At 38.4% G+C, this 21,961-nt stretch carries 33 protein-coding genes; 27 read left to right on the top strand and 6 right to left on the bottom strand.

Features of this window, described 5'->3' with window-relative positions; all coding sequences use genetic code 11:
- Window positions 1–7: 7 nt before the first annotated feature.
- The 15 genes from P2086_RS05575 to P2086_RS05505 all read left to right on the top strand — a co-directional run bounded on the left by P2086_RS05575 (window position 8) and on the right by P2086_RS05505 (window position 7,288).
- Entirely contained in the window at window positions 8–391 is a 384-nt protein-coding gene (locus P2086_RS05575) for a DUF4406 domain-containing protein (protein ID WP_317899453.1), read from the top strand.
- Complete coding sequence (locus tag P2086_RS05570) at window positions 388–828, top strand: hypothetical protein (RefSeq protein ID WP_317899452.1); 441 nt, start codon at window positions 388–390, stop codon at window positions 826–828. Before P2086_RS05575 ends, P2086_RS05570 begins: the two co-directional genes overlap by 4 nt.
- Window positions 815–1,114, top strand: coding sequence for a hypothetical protein (locus P2086_RS05565; protein WP_317899451.1), 300 nt, complete (start codon window positions 815–817; stop codon window positions 1,112–1,114). The genes P2086_RS05570 and P2086_RS05565 overlap by 14 nt, the downstream gene beginning before the upstream one ends.
- 37 nt (window positions 1,115–1,151) lie before the next feature.
- Window positions 1,152–1,571, top strand: coding sequence for an LvrA C-terminal domain-related protein (locus tag P2086_RS05560; protein WP_317899450.1), 420 nt, complete (start codon window positions 1,152–1,154; stop codon window positions 1,569–1,571).
- The gene (locus P2086_RS05555; protein WP_317899449.1) at window positions 1,568–1,807 is read left to right on the top strand and encodes a hypothetical protein; all 240 of its coding nucleotides are present in this window, start codon (window positions 1,568–1,570) and stop codon (window positions 1,805–1,807) included. The genes P2086_RS05560 and P2086_RS05555 overlap by 4 nt, the downstream gene beginning before the upstream one ends.
- Before the next feature lie 26 nt (window positions 1,808–1,833).
- A complete protein-coding gene (locus tag P2086_RS05550; protein WP_317899448.1) occupies window positions 1,834–2,016 on the top strand; it encodes a hypothetical protein in 183 nt (60 codons plus the stop codon).
- On the top strand, window positions 2,013–2,186 hold the full coding sequence (locus P2086_RS05545; protein WP_317899447.1) for a hypothetical protein: 174 nt from the start codon (window positions 2,013–2,015) through the stop codon (window positions 2,184–2,186). The genes P2086_RS05550 and P2086_RS05545 overlap by 4 nt, the downstream gene beginning before the upstream one ends.
- Window positions 2,187–2,226: 40 nt before the next feature.
- A complete protein-coding gene (locus tag P2086_RS05540) occupies window positions 2,227–2,679 on the top strand; it encodes a hypothetical protein (RefSeq protein ID WP_317899446.1) in 453 nt (150 codons plus the stop codon).
- A gap of 15 nt (window positions 2,680–2,694) precedes the next feature.
- On the top strand, window positions 2,695–3,051 hold the full coding sequence (locus P2086_RS05535) for a hypothetical protein (RefSeq protein WP_317899445.1): 357 nt from the start codon (window positions 2,695–2,697) through the stop codon (window positions 3,049–3,051).
- 226 nt (window positions 3,052–3,277) lie between these two features.
- A complete protein-coding gene (locus P2086_RS05530) occupies window positions 3,278–4,516 on the top strand; it encodes a DUF8468 domain-containing protein (protein WP_317899444.1) in 1,239 nt (412 codons plus the stop codon).
- A gap of 32 nt (window positions 4,517–4,548) precedes the next feature.
- Window positions 4,549–4,929 carry a hypothetical protein gene (locus tag P2086_RS05525; protein ID WP_317899443.1) on the top strand — a complete coding sequence of 127 codons (381 nt, stop codon included), beginning with the start codon at window positions 4,549–4,551 and terminating at the stop codon, window positions 4,927–4,929.
- A 44-nt stretch (window positions 4,930–4,973) separates the two neighbouring features.
- Window positions 4,974–5,426 carry a hypothetical protein gene (locus P2086_RS05520; protein ID WP_317899442.1) on the top strand — a complete coding sequence of 151 codons (453 nt, stop codon included), beginning with the start codon at window positions 4,974–4,976 and terminating at the stop codon, window positions 5,424–5,426.
- Window positions 5,427–5,491: 65 nt separating this feature from the next.
- On the top strand, window positions 5,492–5,881 hold the full coding sequence (locus tag P2086_RS05515) for a hypothetical protein (protein WP_317899441.1): 390 nt from the start codon (window positions 5,492–5,494) through the stop codon (window positions 5,879–5,881).
- A gap of 146 nt (window positions 5,882–6,027) precedes the next feature.
- Complete coding sequence (locus tag P2086_RS05510) at window positions 6,028–6,345, top strand: hypothetical protein (RefSeq protein WP_317899440.1); 318 nt, start codon at window positions 6,028–6,030, stop codon at window positions 6,343–6,345.
- Between the two features lie 106 nt (window positions 6,346–6,451).
- Entirely contained in the window at window positions 6,452–7,288 is an 837-nt protein-coding gene (locus P2086_RS05505; protein WP_317899439.1) for a T9SS type A sorting domain-containing protein, read from the top strand.
- Window positions 7,289–7,367: 79 nt separating this feature from the next.
- Here the strand turns inward: P2086_RS05505 and P2086_RS05500 are convergent, their stop codons facing one another.
- The 6 genes from P2086_RS05500 to P2086_RS05475 are packed head-to-tail and all read right to left on the bottom strand — an operon-like array spanning window position 7,368 to window position 13,142.
- Window positions 7,368–7,955, bottom strand: a complete 588-nt coding sequence (locus P2086_RS05500; protein WP_317899438.1) for a hypothetical protein — start codon at window positions 7,953–7,955, stop codon at window positions 7,368–7,370.
- 3 nt (window positions 7,956–7,958) lie between these two features.
- Window positions 7,959–8,504, bottom strand: coding sequence for a phage virion morphogenesis family protein (locus tag P2086_RS05495; protein WP_317899437.1), 546 nt, complete (start codon window positions 8,502–8,504; stop codon window positions 7,959–7,961).
- A gap of 34 nt (window positions 8,505–8,538) precedes the next feature.
- Window positions 8,539–10,629: a phage portal protein family protein gene (locus tag P2086_RS05490; RefSeq protein ID WP_317899436.1), complete on the bottom strand. Its 2,091-nt coding sequence runs from the start codon at window positions 10,627–10,629 to the stop codon at window positions 8,539–8,541.
- 22 nt (window positions 10,630–10,651) lie between these two features.
- Window positions 10,652–11,065 (bottom strand): phage protein Gp36 family protein, encoded by a 414-nt coding sequence (locus P2086_RS05485; protein ID WP_317899435.1) that lies wholly within the window; start codon window positions 11,063–11,065, stop codon window positions 10,652–10,654.
- Window positions 11,065–12,696, bottom strand: coding sequence for a hypothetical protein (locus tag P2086_RS05480; RefSeq protein WP_317899434.1), 1,632 nt, complete (start codon window positions 12,694–12,696; stop codon window positions 11,065–11,067). The genes P2086_RS05485 and P2086_RS05480 overlap by 1 nt, the downstream gene beginning before the upstream one ends.
- On the bottom strand, window positions 12,696–13,142 hold the full coding sequence (locus P2086_RS05475) for a YfeC-like transcriptional regulator (RefSeq protein ID WP_317899433.1): 447 nt from the start codon (window positions 13,140–13,142) through the stop codon (window positions 12,696–12,698). Before P2086_RS05475 ends, P2086_RS05480 begins: the two co-directional genes overlap by 1 nt.
- A 181-nt stretch (window positions 13,143–13,323) precedes the next feature.
- Between P2086_RS05475 and P2086_RS05470 the strand changes: the two genes are divergently transcribed.
- The 12 genes from P2086_RS05470 (at window position 13,324) to P2086_RS05415 (ending at window position 21,958) form a co-directional block, all read left to right on the top strand.
- Window positions 13,324–14,298: an HK97 family phage prohead protease gene (locus tag P2086_RS05470; protein ID WP_317899432.1), complete on the top strand. Its 975-nt coding sequence runs from the start codon at window positions 13,324–13,326 to the stop codon at window positions 14,296–14,298.
- Window positions 14,291–14,467: a hypothetical protein gene (locus P2086_RS05465; RefSeq protein WP_317899431.1), complete on the top strand. Its 177-nt coding sequence runs from the start codon at window positions 14,291–14,293 to the stop codon at window positions 14,465–14,467. The genes P2086_RS05470 and P2086_RS05465 overlap by 8 nt, the downstream gene beginning before the upstream one ends.
- Window positions 14,468–14,469: 2 nt before the next feature.
- Window positions 14,470–15,576: a phage capsid protein gene (locus P2086_RS05460; protein WP_317899430.1), complete on the top strand. Its 1,107-nt coding sequence runs from the start codon at window positions 14,470–14,472 to the stop codon at window positions 15,574–15,576.
- Between the two features lie 103 nt (window positions 15,577–15,679).
- Window positions 15,680–15,919, top strand: coding sequence for a hypothetical protein (locus P2086_RS05455; protein WP_317899429.1), 240 nt, complete (start codon window positions 15,680–15,682; stop codon window positions 15,917–15,919).
- 4 nt (window positions 15,920–15,923) lie between these two features.
- On the top strand, window positions 15,924–16,277 hold the full coding sequence (locus tag P2086_RS05450; protein ID WP_317899428.1) for a hypothetical protein: 354 nt from the start codon (window positions 15,924–15,926) through the stop codon (window positions 16,275–16,277).
- Entirely contained in the window at window positions 16,199–16,735 is a 537-nt protein-coding gene (locus P2086_RS05445; RefSeq protein WP_317899427.1) for a CHAP domain-containing protein, read from the top strand. Before P2086_RS05450 ends, P2086_RS05445 begins: the two co-directional genes overlap by 79 nt.
- Before the next feature lie 41 nt (window positions 16,736–16,776).
- On the top strand, window positions 16,777–17,280 hold the full coding sequence (locus P2086_RS05440; protein ID WP_317899426.1) for a hypothetical protein: 504 nt from the start codon (window positions 16,777–16,779) through the stop codon (window positions 17,278–17,280).
- A gap of 9 nt (window positions 17,281–17,289) precedes the next feature.
- Window positions 17,290–18,525, top strand: coding sequence for a DUF2586 family protein (locus P2086_RS05435; RefSeq protein WP_317899425.1), 1,236 nt, complete (start codon window positions 17,290–17,292; stop codon window positions 18,523–18,525).
- Window positions 18,526–18,561: 36 nt separating this feature from the next.
- Window positions 18,562–18,987: a hypothetical protein gene (locus P2086_RS05430; protein ID WP_317899424.1), complete on the top strand. Its 426-nt coding sequence runs from the start codon at window positions 18,562–18,564 to the stop codon at window positions 18,985–18,987.
- A gap of 37 nt (window positions 18,988–19,024) precedes the next feature.
- Window positions 19,025–19,372, top strand: a complete 348-nt coding sequence (locus tag P2086_RS05425) for a hypothetical protein (RefSeq protein ID WP_317899423.1) — start codon at window positions 19,025–19,027, stop codon at window positions 19,370–19,372.
- A gap of 184 nt (window positions 19,373–19,556) precedes the next feature.
- Window positions 19,557–21,275: a phage tail tape measure protein gene (locus tag P2086_RS05420; protein WP_317899422.1), complete on the top strand. Its 1,719-nt coding sequence runs from the start codon at window positions 19,557–19,559 to the stop codon at window positions 21,273–21,275.
- A complete protein-coding gene (locus P2086_RS05415; protein WP_317899421.1) occupies window positions 21,275–21,958 on the top strand; it encodes a DUF6046 domain-containing protein in 684 nt (227 codons plus the stop codon). The genes P2086_RS05420 and P2086_RS05415 overlap by 1 nt, the downstream gene beginning before the upstream one ends.
- Window positions 21,959–21,961: the final 3 nt, after the last annotated feature.

Raw genomic sequence — 21,961 nt, 5'->3', positions numbered from 1 at the left:
TAATTAAATGACACATAAAAGAACATTACTCGTTTACTTATCCGGCAAGATTACCGGGCTGAAAGATTTAAACAAACCAAAGTTTAGAGCAGCGGAAAGACTTATACTTGATCGCTTGCAGTATAGAGATTTTTTTGTGCACGTGTTTAATCCGCATGATTTACCTGATGATCACGACAAACAATGGCACTCGTACATGCGCGAGTGTATTAAGGCTTTGGTGTGTAGTAATAAAATTTATGTACTGGACGATTGGACAAAAAGCAAAGGCGCGTTAACCGAGGTTTTGATTGCTAAAATATTAGGTATGCCAATGTACTCTGTTGATACAATGGAAGTGCTGCAAGTGAGTTACTCGTATTTGTTTACCAAGTTACTTTTTAAGTTATGATTAGAACATTGAGCCAAAATAAAATTTTGCACTACCAACTCGGCAAGCTTAATATACCAAGCGATGTTAAGGAGGATTTGGTTATGCAATTTACCAACGGCAGAGAAACGCGCAGCAGCGCAATGAAGCCCGAAGAGTGCCAAGCTTTAATAAATCATTTAAACGTAGTGATTAAGCAAATGGTTAAGGTGGTAGAGGTACCAAAACCAGTTTGGGAAAATAGCCCCGAGAACAGAATGCGCAAAAAGGTTTTAAGTATTTGCCATGAGATGGGTTGGAAGTTACCAAGTGGTAAAATTGACATGAACCGCGTGAATGATTTTTGTGAGAAGCGCGGCCATAAGCATTGTAAGCTTAATTTTTACAAAGTGGATGAGTTACCTGAATTAGTCACACAGTTTGAAAAAGTTTTAAAGGCCTATTATGCTAAGAGATAAATATAGTTTTAAACAAAGCCGTTCAAGTGCTTTAGCGATAGCTGAAGGGTATAAAAACACATTAACAGGCGGAGGTTCACCGCTTCAATATCTTTTAGCAATGAACCTTCAGAGTTTCATGAGGAGGCTTTGGCTGTTTGGTAACAGTAATCACAATAAGGTTAAAAAAATAAGCATGAATAAACAAGAAGCGTTGGCACTACATATTGCTTATGAATTAAAGCTTATAAATAATGAATGCCCGTTTGTAACGGAGATTTTTACTGAGATTGATAGGACGATTTGAACCACATAAGAAACATAAGGACACATAAGATACCACAATGAAAACATACCAGTACCACAGCCAAAAATTTAAAAGTGATGTAACAGTAAGTTACAACAAACACGGAATATTAACGGGCTTTAATGTTTTAAGCGGCAACGCGGTTGACCAACTGCACTCACATGACCGCGAGTTTAAAAACTTTTTTTACGAGGTTGATTTTATTGCATCGGCAAAACAACACGGTTTAAAGATTATTGAAGTGCAGCGTGTTGTAACCTTCGAAATGTTTTGGAAGGATTACGAAGAGAAAAACTGCGGACGCACAAAGGCTGAAGCTTGCTGGAATAGAATGAGCAAGTTTGACCAAGTTGAGGCATACGATTTTATTAAGGCTTTTAACGGCATACTTAAATTAAACCAAACAGCCAAGCCTTACGCCACTACGTATTTAAACTCTAAACGCTGGATAAGATGAGCAGAGATAAAAGATTGCAAGCTGCGCGTAACAAGGCAATTAAAGAGGCTTACGCAAAATTAGAAGGTGAATCGGTAAACGGAGCTCGTGATGTAAAAGTACAGAAGTATTCGCGCGATGCTATTCTTGCCATACTTGCGCGCCGATTTTATCTTTTGCCTGAGACTATTAGTAAAATAGTGCTTGCGCCGGAGGATGAGGATAACGAAAACCAACTAGAGCTTTTTAACGACTAAAAATACACCATTTAAACACCATAGCAATGAAACAAATAATTAAACAAAAGGGCTACCACGATATTGAAATTGAAGATCGCGAAAAGGATGTTGTTGAAGTTTGGGGCTTATCTGAAACGGATATGCAAGTACTGCATATTGAGCGCGAGAATATTGAAAGGCTTATTACTGCTTTAAAGATTGCAAAAAACAGAGTGCCACAGTCGTGAACGATCAATTTCAAATACCGTTGTTTCCGCCTGACATGATGCAGAAAATTAAAGATGCGCATGCTATGATTGAAAAGGACAAGGAGATTGAAAGGCTTAAAAAAGATTTATCGCATGAGCGACATGTTAAGGCAGGGTATATAGGAGCTTATAAGAAAAACAAAAAATGAATTAATAAAACCGGGAACAGGGAACTGAACAAAATATAAAATGACAACAAAAATAAACATCAACGGGAAAGATGTAGAAATCATACTAACCCCTGAGCAAATCGAAGAGGTTAAAAAGGTAAACCTAAAAATTACCGACAGAGTTAAAAATTTTGCGGATGCTTTTAGAATTGCCGGGGCATCTAATGATCTTAAAACTATTTTAGATTACAATGGGCAGGACAAAGATATGATAGCGGCACAAGCTCATGCAAAGGTCGGTATTATTGCAAAAGCATTAAACGAGGGTTGGTTTCCTGACTTTTCAAACTCTAATCAGGTTAAGTATTACCCTTGGTTAAAGTATTCGCCGGGTGTCGGTTTCTCGTGCGGCGTCTGCGTTGGCGATAACGCGGATTCGGGTGTCGGCTCGCGCCTTTGCTTTAAATCGGAAGAGTTAGCAAGATACGCAGCGGAACAGTTCAAAGATATTTATAATGATTTATTTAACTAAAAACAAAACCACAGTATGAAAAAGATCAAAACGTTTGAAGATGCTTTAAAAGCATTAAAATTAGGATTCACTCCGCCTGAAGGATTAAGCAAAGATGAGTTAGCTTATATGAAGCTAAAAATTATTGCGCAAGCTTTAAATGATGGTTGGAAGCCTAATTGGAACAATTGGGATGAATGGAAATATTATCCTTGGTTTAGAATGGGAGACGATGGTGGTTCGCCGGGTGTCGGTTTCTCGGACAACGACTACGGTCTCGTTTACTCGAATTCGACTGTCGGCTCGCGCCTTTGCTTTAAATCAAGCGAACTGGCGGAGTATGCCGGAAAGCAGTTTGAGGAGCTTTACAAAGATTATTACTTAATAGATTAACAATAAGGGTTGTATGCTGTGTTAGGGCTGTGGTTCGCCGGGTGTCGGTTTCTCGTACAACGACTACGATAACGATAACACGAATTCGAATGTCAGCTCGCACCTATGCGAAGTAATTAGCAGCATAAACCTTGCCAACAGTTGCAAAAAATAACAAGCCTGAAAAGGATAAAAAAGTGAAAGGCGTTAGTAGTAAAATCGAAAGCGACTTTTTGAACAGCAAAGCATGAAAAGAATCGGTAACATATACCAAAACATTTGTAGCGTTGATAATCTACGACTTGCCGAAAAAAAAGCAAGAAAAGGAAAGTTAACGCAGCCGGGAGTAAAACAGTTTGACTTAAATAGTGAAAGCTATATTTTGTTATTGCACGAGGCACTCTTAAATAAAACCTACAAAACTTCTGAATACAAGGTTTTTAAAATCTTTGAACCTAAAGAGCGTGATGTTTACCGTTTGCCTTATTACCCTGATAGAATCACACATCATGCTGTTATGAATATTCTTGAACCGATGTTTAACTCGGTATTTACCAGCGACACGTACAGTTGTATAAAGAAAAAAGGAATACACGGTGCTTCATACGCTTTGCGATCTGCCCTAAAGGATAAAAACGAAACTAAATACTGTTTAAAGCTTGATGTAAAGAAGTTTTACCCAAGCGTTGACCACAACGTTCTTAAAAAATTATTAAGGCGTAAAATCAAAGATTTGGATTTGTTGTGGCTGCTTGATGAAATAATTGACAGCGCACCCGGTTTGCCAATTGGTAATTATTTGAGCCAGTACTTTGCAAACTTTTATTTAACCTACTTCGACCATTGGATAAAAGAAAGCGTTGGTGTTAAGTTTTATTTTAGATACTCTGACGATCTTGTTATTCTTGCGCCCAACAAAGAGTATTTACATAAATTATTAGCGGACATTAAGAATTATTTAAACAGCAGTTTAAACTTAACCGTAAAAAGTAATTATAGAATTTTCCCTGTAAGTTGTGGTATTGATTTTGTGGGCTATGTACACTACCATGATTACGTTAAAATGCGCAAAACAATTAAACAGGATTTTGCACGGGCTGTAAATCGTAACCCTCAATCGTTATCTGTACCATCTTATTACGGCTGGGCAAAACATTGTAACTCAAAAAATTTACTCAAAAAACTATTTATGAAATCATTTAGTGATCTAGGAATTAAACCAAGTGCCCCTGCGATGGAAGGGGATAAAATAGAAATTTACCAAATAATTAACCAACAAATAACAGTACACGGCTACAGCCTTAAGCCATCCAAGTTTGAGGGTAAAGGCGATTGTTTGTATTTGCAAATTACTTATGAAGGTAGAAAAAGGGTTGTGTTTACTGGTTCGGGTGCTTTAATGGAAACTATTAAAAAAGTACCAAGCGAATCGTTCCCGTTTACAACAATTATAACTAAGGAAAACAAAAGATGTCAATTTACTTAAAACCGGGAACAGGAAACTGAACGACAAATAAAATGGTAATAGGATTTAATAAAAAATTTGTTGAGCCGATTTTAAAAGGTGTAAAAGTTCACACCATAAGAGAGGATAAAAACAACAGATGGAAAGCCGGAATGTTAATGCACATGGCTACTGGTGTTAGAACAAAGCAGTATAAAGAATTTGCAAAAACTCTTTGTGAGTGTACTTGTGGAATTGAGATAGAGCCGCAAGCAAAAACAGTACAATTGATACACAGTATTAAAGAGTCTGAATTTTTAGGTGATAATGGAATTAAAACACTTGCTAAGAATGATGGATTTAATTCTGTGGAGGATTTTTGGAAGTGGTTTAATAAACCTTTTGTGGGAAAGCTAATTTATTGGAAGCGCAACAGTATTAAAAAAACCAATTAAAAACAACGTTTAAATAGTATTTAAAAATCATTAAATTTATAGTTATGAAAAATATAATCTTGATAATTGAAAACCAAATCGACAAAAGACCTCTTGTGGTAGCTTTAGTTGTTATTTTACTTATTTACTCGGTATTTAAGATCAGTACAATGTATCAAAGGTCGGGTGAAAAAGCTATTAAAACTAAACCGTATAAAGACATGACGTACATCGAACAAGAGGTTGCGCTAGGAAGTTTTTGCAGTGATAACAATAGGATGATAAAGGAAAAAGTTGAGGAGGCAATATTGGGGCTATTGAAATCGCCAAATAGTGCTGAGTTTTCAGACGACATCACATTTACAATCGATCAATATATAACAAAGCAGATTGTAGCGCATGGATGGGTAGATGCTGTAAATAGTTATGGGGCAAAGTTGCGTTCTCGTTACAGGTGTAGGTTTGCTGTAGTAGGTGACGAAAGTATTGAAATACAAAAAGCCATGTTAGATAAGTAGGCTTGAAAAATTAACCACATAAGGCATGTAAGATGGAAGCAAAAGAGTTTTTAAGAAGTTTAAGAGTGGGTAATTTAATCCAAGATAAAAACGGAAATTTAGAAAAGGTTTCCTCTTTACAAGTTTTAAATGATGTACTTGAAAAGATTAACGATGATCCGTATCCGGGGTTTTATCAGCCAATTAAATTAACAGAAGGGTTTTTGTTGACTTTTGGGTTTGAAAAGCGGGGAGTGGAGTGGTGTTTAAGTAAATCGATAATTGATTTTTATTATGGTAATGAAGATAAATCAAGTGACGTTGACGCGTATATTTCAATTGATGTAAATGAAGGTTCGCATGGTGCAGAGCCTTTGCTTCACATTTTATATGTTCACCAGTTACAAAATTTATATTATGCTTTGATTGGTGAGGAGTTGGAACTACCAGCCGAGCACTTCGATTCTGAAGAGTGAAAAGAACCACATAAGGCACATAAGCGCATATAAGAAGCCCCGTTTTGGGGCTTTTTTGCTTTTAAAGAGTTAAAAGAGTTAAATTTTAGGGAAAGACTTGCGTGTTGCGACACATTGGATTACGTTAGCTGTATAAATTTAAACTTATGAAAACCACAGCAACGATTAACCTGAAAACATTAAATGCTTTTTTAAATAAATTTCCTGACGATGCAAAGTGCTGGTCTAAAGCAACGGATGAGTTACCTGATTTGTATTACTGGATGACTCAATTTTATAATGAAATGAATTATGAAAACCCTGCGGTTTATTTAAAGCCTGTCGGCAGATATGATTGCAAAACGCCTTCAGAAAGAAATACAAAATATAAATTAGCGATTCGCGAGGCTTTTAAAAAGTTTAACGAGTCGCACAAAAAAAGTTTAACTGAAGCTTATGGCCATTGGTTTAAATTAGCGGCTTAAATTAACCACATAAGGCACATAAGCGCATATAAGAAGCTCCTCATTTGAGGGGCTTTTTTTGTGATGTAAATTAATTGTATATTTAATAAACCTAAAACCTAAAAACATGAAAAAATCTTTTACTATTTTAATGCTGCTTTGTGGATTTACTAAAGCGCAAATTACGTTGGAAAACTCATACCCGGCAACGGCAACCTATCAAAATTTAAGTATTGTGGAGCTTGTAAAATCGGGTTACAAATATTTGTTATTTGATAACCCAAATGCAATTGTTAAGCTTTATAACATGAATCACTCTGTTTTTAAGTTAATTAATTTACCAATGCCGGCTGGTCATACTTTTGGTGGTGGCCAAGTTTCTGACTCTTTGTTTAATACTGATAATCTTGTTGAAGTTGCTTATTATAGTTATGCGTATAACTTTAGTGTTACGCCGTCAACCTATGTTTGCGAAACGCGTGTTGTGAACGAAAACGCGCAAGTTCTTTTTAATGTAACACAAGGGACTTATCCGTACATTAATTACGGTGGCGCGGCAGATGGTTACAAATTAATTGTAAATGTTGACTCAACAAATAAATCGACGTTGAAGCAAATAAATGTTTATTCGCTTGTTGGTGGTTTGCCTATGCATGTGAAGGGAAACACATCAAGCCAGCCAACTGGATTAGTTGACGTGAATAACATTAATTTAGTGAGTGGTGCTGTGCCTAATCCTTCCACTAACAAAACAACGGTTGGTTACCAGTTTACAAATAATGAAACTGCCGGGCAAATTATTATTTTTGATATTAGCGGCAAAGAGTTAAAGCGGTACGATGTTGATGCCACTTTTAATTCGCTTGAATTGGATAACAGCGATTTGCCTTCAGGGACTTATTTTTATCAACTGCATACTGCTTCAGGAAACGGTACGGCAAAGAAAATGGTTGTTATAAAATAGGCCGACACAAAAAATTAAACCACATAAGGCACATAAGGGCACATAAGTAAAAAGCCTCTACAATTTGTAGAGGCTTTTTTTATAGGGTTTCGGGATCGAGATCGTCGAACTCATGTGTTACATCGTCTGTTGGATCAAGTATTGGTGGTGTTAACTCCTGAAGCTTTGTGTAAGTTATGCGGCTGTTATCGCTTGTTAGTCTTACGCGGAAATGCAATACATCTGTTATTTGCTGGCCTATTTTTATATAGGGGTTCATGCCTATCCACGAGATGGCATCAAATTGATTGTAGCCGCTTACAACGTTGTTTCCGTTAAAGCCTTCAATAAAGTACTGTAGCTTATCTACCAATATTTTATGGGCGTGTGCTTTTGCGCGAATGAGTGCGGGAGTGCGTTTTGTTATTTCTTGCACCACATCTTGCACCAAGTGTAAACTAAAAACAATAGTAGCAGTTTTACGGCGCATGGATAATGCTTGCAATTCGATTGATGGCGGAAATTGAATAAATAGTGCTGGACGCGGAAATGAATCGTCAATTATATTTCCGTTCTCATCAACGTGTGGGTTATCGTATTGACCATCGTACATATCAATATGTTTAATCTCTGTTACTTTAGCGTTTAAACGCGCCATTAACACTTCGTAAAATTGGTCTAATATCATTGTTTATGATTTTAAAAATAGTTGATCTATTTCAGTTAATATTTTGTTTTCCCATTGGCGAAAAGCGGTACCGCCTACTTCCATAAATGGCCGCGCCGGGATGTTTACTTTTCGAGAGAATCCTTTTACATTGTGTCGAGAGCCTTGAAAGGTTACTTTTTTTGAACGTGTTTTTTGTCCTAAACCAGTATAACCACCACGAACTCTTCGCGATACGGTTGCGGTACGTTTTCCGGGCTTTACAGCTTGCATACCTTTAAACCCGTTTTGGTGTAAACCAGCGTACTCAACGTCTGTAATAACTCTCGCTTCGTTGTATAGTGGCGCAGCTTTCAGACTTCGTTTTAAACGAGCACGCAAAACAAGTAAAGCTCTTCCGTTATTATTCTTTTTTCCCCATGTGTTTGGGCTTCGTTTTTTCCAAGGCACAAAATTTCCACTTTCGTCAATGTATCCGCCACGATTAAAGTTTTCTTTTATCTCTAATAAACCCCATTGGCTCATTCGCAATGGCAAACGTTTAAACAAACGCGCTTGGTGTGCGTACATTTTTTTAAATGGGTGTGGATACTGGATGGCCATTTTACTTTTTGGTTTGTTTGTACAATGCTTTTGTTGCTGCAACTATGCCTTTGGCGGTTGTTTTGCTTGTTTCGTAATATGGGTGCGACTCAGGAAACACAATACCATCTTTACCTACATTGTTTTTAAATGGACCTAGTGACGATGGATTTATTTTATACTTGGTGTCGTTTGGCTCTTCATCAGTTGCATCCATATCGCAACGGCAACCAAAGTCTTTAACCGGGTAAATTGCATCGACACGCGGATCATCCATTGGTATAATTAAACCGTTTAACACCGCATGCGCATCGCGCACTCTTGCATCGCCAGCTGTAGAGTATTTTAAGTTTGGAAAATCCTCTTTAAGTTCTTGAAAGTTTAGCCACTTGCTGGCCATTTGAGAGGATGCAACCGCGTGATTGTATTCTGCTGCCAAATAGGTAACGTTATACTTTGCATCTAGCTGCAAAATCTGCTCTTTAAAGTCGTTAAAAGGGCGGAGTGTTCCGGTAGCATCTAAAAGTAAATCGGAAGCCTCACGAAGCATGTTTTCGGTTTTAAAGCCTGAGAAAATAAAAACGTTTTCTTGCATAAATGCGATTAGGTTTTTATCTGCTTCAGTAAAATCGGAAGGGTGTCGCAAATAACCTTTTGTGATTGCTTCTAAAAGTTTTGATGCTGTTTTGTTTATCAATTCTTTATCTACGGTGCCGGGTTTAAGTTTGCCGTCGAAAATAAGTTTTGTTAGTTTTTCGATGTCTGTATTAAAATCTAACCTGACTCCATGCCCCTCTCTGTCAGAGAGGGGAGCGCAACAGGAGCAAGTGGGAGTATAATAGGCGTTAAGCCTTGCGCTTAGTTTGGTCTTTTTTTTTTCAAGCTCTGCCTTTGCGTTTTCATTTTTAAGGTCAGGCGGTGTTGTAGGGGCTTGTTTTAATAGTTCGCCATTGTCGGGTTTTGGTAAATCGTATTTTTCGTACCAGTACTCCGGCTTAATATTTACTTGTGTGGCCACTTGCATATCAATTTCTATGCGATCTTTTAAGCCGATAATTTCAGGACGATCAACTTTAAAATATCCGTTTTCCGCTTCTTTATATTTAAATTCCTTTCCGCTTATCATTTTGCGAAATGGACCATTTAAAAATTTGATTATTTTTTTAAGACGCGCTGCAACAATTGCGTTTTCACCTTCGAGGTGTGTTTCACTTTGAGAAAGGCTACTGCCGTTATCGGTTGTCATAGTTCCACCCAAACCGATTTGCGCAATTTCGTCGTTACAGGCTTGCGTTAAATCTTTAAAGATGCCGCTTTGACCAGAGCCAAAATTACTTTGTATAAATTCAAGCGTTGTGCCTTCAGGTATTACGCCAAAACCAGCTCCGCCCATAATTCTTAGTGCATCGCTTAATAATTTTCTTGACGTTGGGTCTAATGGATTGTATTTACCAACGCGGAAAGGTCTGCCAAACAACTCTGCAAACTCTGCCCAATCGCCAAAGCCACCGCGCTTGTAAATAACATACTGCGCCATGCTCATTAATAGGCCATAGTTTTTTTGCTTACCAAATTCTAAAAGGTATTTGCTCACTTGCGGATCGGCATTTGGACCACGAAACAAAACACCGTTTGTTGTATCCATATAATTAGGAAGCAACAAGCCAGTTTCAGGCACTACGTTTGCATGTGGTATTTGAATTACAGATTCAATACCGCCTTTTCCGTCAGGCACAAACTCCATTAATTCGTGACCATAGAAGTCTTCCTCTTCTAAAATTTCAAGCATCTCGTCGAACCAAGGCATATCAATAATTTCATCTTGGATACGATCAACGGTTGTGCCTTCGTCGTTTTTGTTATAAAAAACAAAATTTTTGTTTGTGATAGCCACTTTGCGCTTTTGCATAACAGTAGCCACTTTACCATCTTGACGGATGTTGTCGAAAAGTTCGTATAACAAGCGGCGGCGAGGCATACGAATATCGCGCGCGCAATTTACAGCAGTTACCCAATTGCCAATATCTTGACTTTGCATACGAATTGGTGCAACGCTTAAACTTGAAACGTAGTTAATTGATTTTCCTATTTTGGAATATTGTTTATCGGCCATTTAAATGCTGATTAAATTGTTTTTAAATATGATTTGTGCGTTTATCATTACCACCAAATTGTATGTAGTCTTTTTCGCCTTCAGGTAAAAAAGGAAGGTTTGGTGGATTTATTTGCAGTTCACTTACTTTTACAAGCCACTCTTTTGCTTCGGTATATGCGTTTACTCTTGTGGCTGGGGCGTTACGCCAGTTTACTAAGCGGTGTAAATAGTAAATTGTAATATCCATTGCATAGCCTAATATTACAGGGTTACGCTCTGCGCCTGTTTTATTAAATATGTTTTCGACATCGTAACGGTTGTTTAAAAAACCGCTCATAAATTCAATGGCGCGCGTTTCGGCAACATCAATTTTGGCGTCGTCAATCTCTGTAATATCGTCTAGGATATTATCAGCAATGATTGTTTCGTAATCTATTTTATCAATGAAAGCCATTATATTTTATGTTTTGAGTGTGAATAATTGCCGTGGTCAATATCTTCAGGTCGCGTAATGCCACCTTGCTCTAAAAGAAAAACTGCACCTTCGAATGCGTCAGGACCATCTTTTAATGTTTTAACGCCCGGTTCGAAATTTAAAAACTGTTCAATTAAAGCTTGTGTATGATGCTCTTCTTTTATATCCTCATCAAAAAACACAGAACCTCGCTCGAAGTAACCCGACATTGATTCTATACGAGCGTCTTTGTCGGGCTTCTTGCGAGTATCACTGCTTACGGGCAGAGGATAGCGTTTAGCTGCTGCGGCAGCAAAATCTTTGTATAATAAACTTTGTAAAAAAACATCTTCCATTTTTATGCGAAAGGCACCGCCGTTGCGTTTTACAAACTCTTGCATGTTGTAGCACCATTCAATCATTTCCTCAACTGAAGCTTTGCCGCAATACACTTTTCGCACGTGAATTTCACCATTGCCCATGCCGACAAGCACCAAACATTTACTATCTGAGGTTGCTGTTTTTTTAAAACCGGGGTCTAAGTATGCTAACAGGCGCGTGTAATTTCTGAGAGGCGGAAGCTGTTTAAATTGCATCCAACTTTTTTTAAATACTTTGCCTTCGGAAATTGGGTTGTTGAAATATTCGCGTTGGGACATTCGGTATCCCATTTTTGTAATCATGTAAACACAATCAAAAAGCGTGAAGCGTTCTTTCCACGTTGGTTTATATCCCTCGCGAGCGTATTTTACAACCTCTAACCAAATCTTATAATCTTTATGGTTTTTATCTTTAAAGGAGTTTACTTGCTTTGTAATTTGGTCAACATAAGCTTTGTCTACTTTTCCCTTTGTAAGGATATCAACTTGCTCTGAATAATCGCTTTGCGCGGCAGCGCGTTCAACAATACAATCTTTTGCGATTCTATTACCTACTACAATAAAACGTTTGCGGCCTTGGATACTAAAACAACCGTACAGCGCACCAGTTACCCACTCCCACAACTCGTCTAAACGGCGCGTGTTTCGGCACAACTCTTCGGTATCAATATCATCGACAATTATTAAATCGGGACGCGCTTCTTGATTACGCGAGCCCCTTGGAGATTGGCCAGCGCCCAATGCGCGAAAGCTGCAACCGTTTAATGTAACTATTTTGCCAGCCTCCCAACTACCGGGATTAACTTGGTTGCCAAAGTCATTTATTAAACGAAGGTTTGTTTCAAATTCTAGCTTTAACGGCGTGAGTAGTTCGATTGCATTAGTTTCGTTATGGCTTACCAAAAGAAGGTTTGACATTTGATTGGTTGCCCATAAATAAATTACGGCAATAACATCGGAGGTGACTGATTTTGCATGGTCACGAGACCATTTGTTTGTGATGTATGCGCGAATGCTATTTAAAAGTTCTTTAAAAAAACGTGTTTGAAAAGTGCCAAAACCAGCGGAGCAATAGTGTGGGAAGTAGTATTTTGCAAAGGCTTCTTGATTACCGGGCTTAGTAAGGTTTGCGATTCTTTCCTTTTTTTGTGCATACGTTTCGTCGGTAACAATTATTGTTGCCAACTCAATACTGCGCCTGAAGGATTCCCAATCGCGCAGGGCTTCTTTATCTTTTGGTTTTAATGCCATTATTTTATACGTGATGCAATAAAATCATCTTGCAGTTTTAGTAATTCTTGTGCCTTTGGTAAATCGAAAGACTTGAGCCAATTGGTAAAGAGTTTAAACGTTTCTATTATTTCGCTAATGCCCGTTTCGGTTTCTAAATCTTTTGCGGCTTTTGATAGCTTTGATATTGTGTCGGCCTCGGATGAGTTTGCGAATCGCTTGCCCTCGGCTTTGGCTTGAATGAATGTTGTAAGCTCATTTAATTGCGCATAAATATTACGCAGCTGCTGCTCTTTTGTTAGTACTAACGAAACACGCAGAGTATCCCACGACTCTTTATTAACCCATTGGTTAATAGTTTTTGCGCTTACGTTTACTTTTTCGGCAGTTTCTTTTTGTGATAACTGTTGGTGAACGTAGAGCGTTTTAGCCCATTCTTTCTTTTGCTTTATTGATAATTCGGCCATGTTGGTTTTAAACAAGCGTTAAACTTTGGCTTGTGTTTTACAAAGTTGCATTACAAGGCGTGTTTAAAAAAAAAATTGATTTTTGATTGCAGTTTATGCGGCACAGACCGCATTCTGTAACGCATTCAAAGAACTTAAATTTTTTTTAGGCAGAAAGCTGGTGCAATTTTGTGCAGACAAAATGGCGAAAAAAACTTTTATACTGAGCGACGAAACAAAAAACCAATATGGTTTTATTGTACAAACAAGTGGTATTGGTTTAAGCAGATTTAAACAAAACCCTGTTATGCTTAATGGCCATGCAACCGGTTTAGATTCGGTTATTGGCATGTGGGATGATGTACGCGCTGAAGGTGTTAAGCTGCTTGCTGAAACTCATTTTGATGAGGAAGATGTTACAGCAAAAGAAATTGCACGAAAAGTTGACAAAGGATTTATTAAAGGCGCATCGATTTGGGTGGACTTTAAAATTGAAGATGTAAAACTAAATGCAGACGGTGTACCCGTAATTACAAAATGCGAATTAATGGAGGCAAGTATTGTTTCCGTACCCAATAACAAAAACAGCGTAAAACTTTGCGCATCGGGCGTAGAATTAAAAGATGATTCTCTTGCGCTAAAACTATCAACATCAAATATAAACACACAAATAAACACAATGAAAGAACTTGCATTGATTTATGCTGCCTTGGGCTTAACGCTCACAGCGAACAGCACACCTGAGCACGCTGCGGAAGCTATTAACGCTTTAAAAGCAGAACGTGACGCTAACAAAACAAAGGTTAGCGAATTTGAAACGAAGCTTGCAGCCGAACAAGACGCAAAAGTTACTGCGTTGATTGATGGCGCAATTACCAGCAAAAAATTAACTGCTGAGAATAAAGACAAGTTTACAAAGCTTGCAAAGCTTGACTTTGAAAGTACCAAATCAATTTTAGAAGGTATGAGTGCGCACACCACAATTGCATCGCAATTAAACGCAGATAAAGGTGGCGAAGGTAAAGATGCTAACAACCCATTTGAAGGTAAAAACTTTAAAGAGTTAATGGCAACAACTGAGGGGTCGCAATATCTTTTAAAGCTAAAAGCTGCTAAAGACCCAATTCACAAAAAGCTTTGGGAGGCTGCATTCCCTAATGGTACATATAATGATTAATAAGCTTGTCGCCTTTTTATCGGGGTGGTACGCAACCTTCCTTCATTTTTTAGGAAGTAGTTATGTGGAGGCCGCCATTAAAGGTCTGATAGGCGGTTTAACAGGATACCTAGGAACGGTATTAATGACTTGGATTATTAAAAAAGTAAAAACAAAAAACAAACCATAAAAATGAAAAAAATAGGATTTATAACCAGTTTCCTTTTAGGAATATTAACGGCGGCCTTTGTTGCGCTACCCGTAGCGAGTCACTTAGAGTTAAACCCGGCACCGATTGCCGCTGGTTTATTTGCCATGCCTTTTGCCGTTAAATTTTGTGTTAACGCATATTACGGCTTTATGCCGCGCCAAAGCAATTTTGCTTATATGGCCGTGCAAAAAGAAAATTGGGTTGATTACATTATGAAAAACTTGTTTAAAGATAATGAGTTTTTAACCAAGTGTTATGATGAAAGCGACTCGGTATTAAACGGATCGGTTGTGCATATACCGCAAACCGGAGCGAAACCTACCATTGTGAAAAACAGAAGTTCGTACCCTGCCACAGCTGTTCAAAGAACAGATACGGATGTTACTTACGCAATTGATAATTACACTAGTGATCCAACACACATTCAATTTGCTGAAGAAAAAGAGGCAAGTTATGATAAGATGGATAGTGTTTTAGGTGAGCACATGGAAGCGATGAACGAAGCTATTGCAGAGGATTTGCTTTATAAATGGGCGCCTACTACAGCAGGAACAATTCACAGAACTACCGGAGCGGTTGCGGACGCAATTGCATTAGCACCGGGCGCAACTGGAACTCGTAAGCCATTAACGCTTGCAGATTTACGCGCAGCAAAAGTAAAAATGAATAAAGCTGGTATTGCTAAAGCAGACCGTTACGCTTTAATTCCTGAAGATATGCTTTCACAATTAATGGCTGATACTGCTCTTACAAATTCATACACACAGCAATTAATGGATTTAAAAGAAGGTACTGTGCCAAAAATAGAAGGCTTTTTAATATACACTCGTGCAAACGCTTCAATTTATGATAACACTGGTACGCCAGTACCTAAATTGATTACAGCTGCAACAGCGGTAACGGATAACCTTTCTGTTTTATGCTGGCAAAAAAATGCGGTTTGTAAAGCTCGCGGTACTGTAGACTTTTTTGAAAACAAAAAAGATGCGCTTTACCACGGTGATGTTTACTCGATAGGAGTTAGATGCGGCGGCCGTAAACGTAGAACAAACGCTGAAGGAGTTATTGCAATTGTTCAAACAACCTAGATGTCTCGTGCCTTAATTGGCTGTTAAATGATAAAAAACCTCGCTGTGTAAATGCAGCGAGGCTTTTTGGGCGAGAGATAACCACAAATAATTATATGAAATCATGAAAGAAAAACAAGCATTAAAAAACGTGGCGGCTGCTTTTGCTGCTAACAAAGAGGTAAATACCTTTTACGCGAACGAATATGGCCATTGCTTTACTGAGCCATCTGAAGGATTAACGAAGCATGATCGTAAGGATGTTGCGGATGAAATTAAAGCCATTGAATCTGAACACGCAGACGCAACAGAAGCTTCTGAAGAGGTTGCTGCTGAAAGCAAAAAACCAACTAAAAAAAAGTAATTGAGTGAAAAAGCTGTGGTGCCATATAAAAGAGTGGAAAAACGAAGCAATAGGAATTGCGCTTGCCGTTGCCCTCTTTTTATGCACGCCACACCTTTTAAGATGGATTGATCCAACAGCAGGAGCTTACGATGCAGGAGTACTGCATATTATAGTTTTTAGCGTGGTTGCGATACTTACGTTCTCTTTTTTATCATGGGTTGGAATGCAAATAAACTTTGGCGAGGTATTTAATTACGTGCAAAATGGTTTTGTAAAAGACTTTAAAGGCTTAACCGGATGGCAAAAAATATGCGCGGTGCTGCTTGTTTACTTTGGTTATTTATTAGCCTTTGTAGCAATGGCCAAAGCAATATAAGAGCAAAGAGGCAAGCTGTAATTGACACCGCGCTTTCGCAAGTTGGTGTGCGTGAAGCCACCGGAAAAAATGACGGCAGAGAGGTTGAGAAATACCTTAAAATTGTCGGCCTTGGAAAAGGTTATGCTTGGTGCGCTGCTTTTGTAAGCTGGGATTACAAAGTAAATAGAATAACAACTTTTAAAACCGCATGGGCTCCGGCTTGGTTTCCTGAAAACAGAATTTTATTTAAAGGAACGGTTTTAAAAATAAACACAACACCACAACCGGGAGACCTTGGCGGCTTGTGGATTAACAAAAGAATAGGTCACGTTTTTATCATTTATGCTTGGGGTGATAAAACAGTAAAAACAATAGAAGGCAATACCAATGAGGCAGGAAGCAGAGAGGGAGATGGAGTGTATATAAAAAGACGATTAAGAAAACAAATATATACAGTTAGTAACTGGATTGATTAGGGGGTCGGGCTTCGACTACGCTCAGCCTGACAAATTAAAAAATGAAAAACATTAAATACATAATTTTTGGTTTACTCGCTTTAGCGATGTTGCTTTCTGTTGGTTGTAAAACCATAGCGACATCACAAACCAGCAGTTTAAAAATTAAAGATTCTGTAAGTGTACGAGAGGTTACTACCGTTAAGGATTCGCTTGTTTATACGGATGTTGATAGTGCGGCCATTAAAGCTTTGGTTATTTGTCCGGGAGGCAAACCACTTGATATTAAACCAACAATAGCGAAAGGAAACAAACAGGCCACCGCCATTTTTGAAATAAAAAACGGGGTGGCCTCCGTTCAATGCTTTTGCGATTCGGTTGGAATAATTAACCGAACTACAAACACTGTTTTAAAGGAGTTTAAACAGCATTTAAACGACAGTGAAAAAAGCGAAACTAAAGTAATTGAGGTAACAGTATATCCTCGTTGGTTAAAAATACTTGCTGCGATTGGAGTGGCATCGATACTATTTCATTCATACAAACTAATTAGAAAATTTTATTAAAAAAAAGTCATGGCTAAACCGGGAACAAATACAACAATTGGCGGATCACTTGGAAAAATTGACGCTGTTGAAGATGGTAATTCAATTCTAGTACTTAGCGGCGTTGCCGTTGGAGGAAAATTTGCACTTGGTGATGTACTAGGTCCATTTTTAGAATTAGGTGATGCTGAGTTAATGGGAATTGATGAAGCTTATGATACCACAAACACAACAATTGCGTGGAAGCATATTAAAGACTTTTATGTTGAAGCACCAAAAGGCACTAAGCTTTGGGTAATGGTTGTGGCAATGACACAAACATTAACTGTAACTGCTACGGCAGCAACAGCAAACGGCTACAAAAAAGCGGTTGATTTTGTAGAAGGTAACGCGCCACTTGTTGGTTTAACTTTTACGCCTGATGGAAGTTATACGCCAACGTATGATGGACAACTTGAAGCTGATCTTTTAACCGCTTTGGCACAAATAAAAATTACTGCTGAAGCACATCGTTTAACTAAAGACCCTTACCGCGTTATTGTTGAAGGCCGAAATTTTCAAGGCACTCCAGCCTCGTTAACTAATTACCGTGCATCGGGCACAACGCCGGGCGTAAACCGTGCGATGGTTGTTATTGGTAACGATTATGCTTACGGCGAGGGTGCTGGTTACAAAAGTAAATACGCATCGGTAGGTGCTGCACTTGGCAGAGCAGCTGCAAATAAAGTAAATAGAAATATTGGCCGCGTAAAAAGCGGATCGCTTTCGAGCATTACAACCGGAGGACTTTCGAATGGCGCAAAAATTAGCACAATTACCGACACTCAACAAGGTTTAATTAGTGATTATGGTTATGTGTTTATGCTTAAACACAAACGTAAATCGGGTTTCTTTTTTAACGACGATCACATGGCTTGTGTATCGACTGATACTTATGGCCAGTTAACCAATGGCCGCACGGTTGATAAAATTGATAAGATTGTTCACGCAACAAACATTGAGGAGATACTTGATGAAGTTGAAGTTGATCCGGCAACCGGACAACTGGATGCAACAACAGCGAAACATTACGAGTCGCTGCTTGAAGATGCGGTTAACGATCAAATGGGTGGAAGCAACAAAGAAATTTCGGGACTGAAAGCGTTTGTTGATCCGGCTCAAAATATTATTAGCCTGAGTGCGCTTGTTGAAAAACTCACTACTGTACCAACAGGTACGTTGAGACAAATTAACACAACTATTGAATTAGCTGCCTCACTCGACTAAAATAAAATTTTTAAGAAATAATTAAAAAAAAAAGCAATGATAAACGGTTTTGAATATAGCTCTGAGGATGTAAAAATCATCCTACCCGGTAAAGCAACTCCTGAAGAGGGTGTTGTGGATATTAATTACGAGGTGATGAAAGAACACACCGAAATACACGGGATGAGTGCTGACCCTGTTGCGCTTGGACGCGGTAAAAAATCGCGCTCAGGAGACATTACCGTTTTACAAAGTGTAATTGAAGGTATGCAAGGCGCATTATTGCCGGGTAAAGATTTAACCGACATGCCTCCGTTTACAATTACAGTTGGTTACGCACCAGTTGGTGGCAAAGCAACATTTGACCGCTTAAAATTTGTAAGAATTAAAAAAGTGCCTAAAGGCATGAAAAGCGGCGACACTCACATGGAGGTTAAGCTTGATTTGGCTATCGGCATGATTGAGTACAACGTTGGCGGTTAAAAATTAAACAAAGTATTCACTTAACAAAATAAATAAAATGGAAGAGAACACCACAGCAGCAGCAACTTGGCAAGAACCTACAGCGGCAAAAATTGCCGAATGGAAAAAGGCACACGATATTGAAGAAATACACGTGCTTAAAGCCGTTGATCCAAAAGACAAAGTAACTAAAAAAGCGTATTGCAGACCTCCATCGATGGAAGATTTGACGCGTGCATCAAAAAGCAATAAAGATAAACCGGGCACATACAACCAAAGCCTTTTGGCTAATTGTATGTTAGATTGCCACCCTGATGTGATGAAATCACAAGCATTGTACCAAGGAATGGTTTTTGCGATGGATAAAATAATTATAGCCGCCGATGTAGAGGTGGAAAAGCTTTAGGAGCTGCGCGAGACAGGGTAAAAAAGGACATATACGTTCAAATAATTGCACAGCTCCAATACCACTACAAAGACATATCAATTGAAAAATTATCGAACAAAAGAATATTAGAACTCTTCGCTCGTTTGGAGTGGGCTCGGCAAGAGGAAACAAAACACCACCCAATAAACAAACTGTTTAAAAAATGAGCGTAAAACTGACAGAATGGAGATTGAAGATGACTGACCAAGTCGGCTCCGTTCTGTCTAAGTTAAACTCTGCCGCCGATAAAACAGCCTCTAAAATGGGAGGCATTCAAAGCAAATTAAACTCAGGAAAATTTACCGAATTTACAAGTGAAATACCACAAGCCGGACGCGCTATGGATTTACTTGGTAGCCGTTGGGCACTTGCAGGAGCAGGAGCATTTGCGGCAGGAGCGTTAATGTACAAAAGTGCAGACTTAGCACTTGATTACGAAACCGCAATGGCAAAAGTAAATGCCACCGCTCAATTAACACCTACGGCACTCGCGGCTTTAAAATCTGAATTAGTTGGTATTGGCGAAGATAGCGCAGGAAATTTTATGCGCATACCTGATGCATTTGAAAAAATTAATAGTCAGGTAAATAACGTTACAAAATCACTCGACATTTTAAAGATTGCCAACAAAGGCGCAAAAGCTGGTTTTGTTGACATTGACCTTGCGGCAGGAGCATTGGCGCAAACGTTAAGTATTGTAGGCGAAAGGGATACTGCTGAAGGTATTATGGACACTTTATTGAAAGCAAAAGCGGTTGGTGCTGGTGAGTTTGAAGATTTTGCAAGATATCTTCCGCAGTTAATTGCTTCAGGTGACAATTTAAATATTGGCCATAAAGATGTGGCAGGATTGTTTTCTTACATGACCGCTAAAGGGCAAAGCAGCAGCGATAGTGCCATGTTATTACAAAACGCTTTTACTGCAATGGGAAAAAGTGAAATACAAGGCGGTTTTGCAAAACAAGGCATTCATTTATTTGATAAAGAAGGTAACGTGCGCGACTTAGGTATTTTCTTTAAAGAGTTGCAAGGCAAGCTCGGCAAGTTTAATGCTGAAAGTAAGAGTAATTGGTTGGAGGCTGTTGGTTTAAAAGATGCGCAAGCAAAAAACGCATTTTCTGTTTTGGCTGGTGATGCGGATAAGCTTTTAAGTGTTATGGATCAGGTGCGAGCTAGTACAGGCGAACTTAACAAGCAACTTGATGTTACAGAATCTAAATCACGAAGTTGGGCAGAGATTGGCGATAAAATGAAATCGTGGATGTTGGACATTGGTGATTTTCTTTTACCGATTGTTGATCGTTTAATTAAAGGCGCAGAGCAGTTGTATCAAAACGCTCACGAGGTTGATCCTAGTAAAATGCAAGTATACAAAATGCAGATAGACCAAAAATTATCGCATGAGTATGCTCAAGAGCAGTTTACTAAAAAACACGGTTTTAGTTTACCTGAAGGTGGTAAACATATACCTGAATTAGCTAAGAATGAAGTGCCGGATAAAGAGCGAACCGTAAACCTAAAATATAAAACCGAATACGAGGAGCTTTATAACAGAAATTTAGCAAAGCTTGATGGTAAGAGTTTTGGCGGTGATTATGATAAGTGGAAAAAAGACCAACAAGATAAACTTGTGCCGAAAAAGGAAGAGAAGAAAGATCTTTTTCACAACGACAAAAAGAAAAAGAAACATTTAAAAGAAGGCATTGATAACATTAACCAAGGTGGGCAGCGCATTATCAATGTTCAATTTGGGAAACTAAACGAAAATATAATTATACAACCACAAACTTTAAAAGAAGGCACAGCAGAGGTTACTCTAGATTTAGAGGAAATGCTAGTTAGAGCAATTGAAGGCGCGGAAGTAAGTGTTGCGAACGAATAATGGCAGGTGATTTAAATATAAGAACATCAGAGTTTACGCAGGTGGTTACTAATAAAACCGCGCTGGTAAAAAAATCAAAGTATGATTTGAGAATCTTAGACATGCTGAGATTTTCGTTTGGTTACAGAAGGATATATTTTCCTACGGTTGGCAAAACAAAAAAGGGACTTGTAAATGAATACGATGATTTAAAAGCTGTTGAATTTGATGTTAATAATAGAAGCGCATATTTGAACACACCTATTTTAATGCCGCTTAAAATTCAGATTAGCGCGAAGGGCGAGGAGCTTGAATATTTTACTTTACCGAACGAACCAATTATTGAAATACGCGGTTCTAAAAAAAGAGTAGACACAGATATTGATGGGCAAGATGGAACGTTTAAAGAGTTGTACAGTTTAGGTGATTACAAAATCACTATTCGCGGCATTGCAGTTGACGAGGATTATGACCGCGAAGAGTACCCTGAAGATATTGTTAGAAAACTAAGAACGATTTACGAGTTAAAGCACCATTTAGAGGTTGAATGTCCGTTGTTTACAATCTTCAATATTAAATACATCAGTTTTGATGATTTTAGTTTAATACCGCAACCGGGCGAACAAAGCATGGCACCTTATGAGTTTGTTGCGTCGAGTGACAAAGAATATAAACTTGAATTAAAAAGAAAATCCGCATCGTAATGA

This window comes from Aurantibacillus circumpalustris (genome assembly GCF_029625215.1).
GTDB lineage: Bacteria > Bacteroidota > Bacteroidia > B-17B0 > Aurantibacillaceae > Aurantibacillus > Aurantibacillus circumpalustris.
The sequence above is the reverse complement of the archived record's forward strand: the minus strand, read 5'-3'. Positions and strand labels throughout refer to the sequence as shown.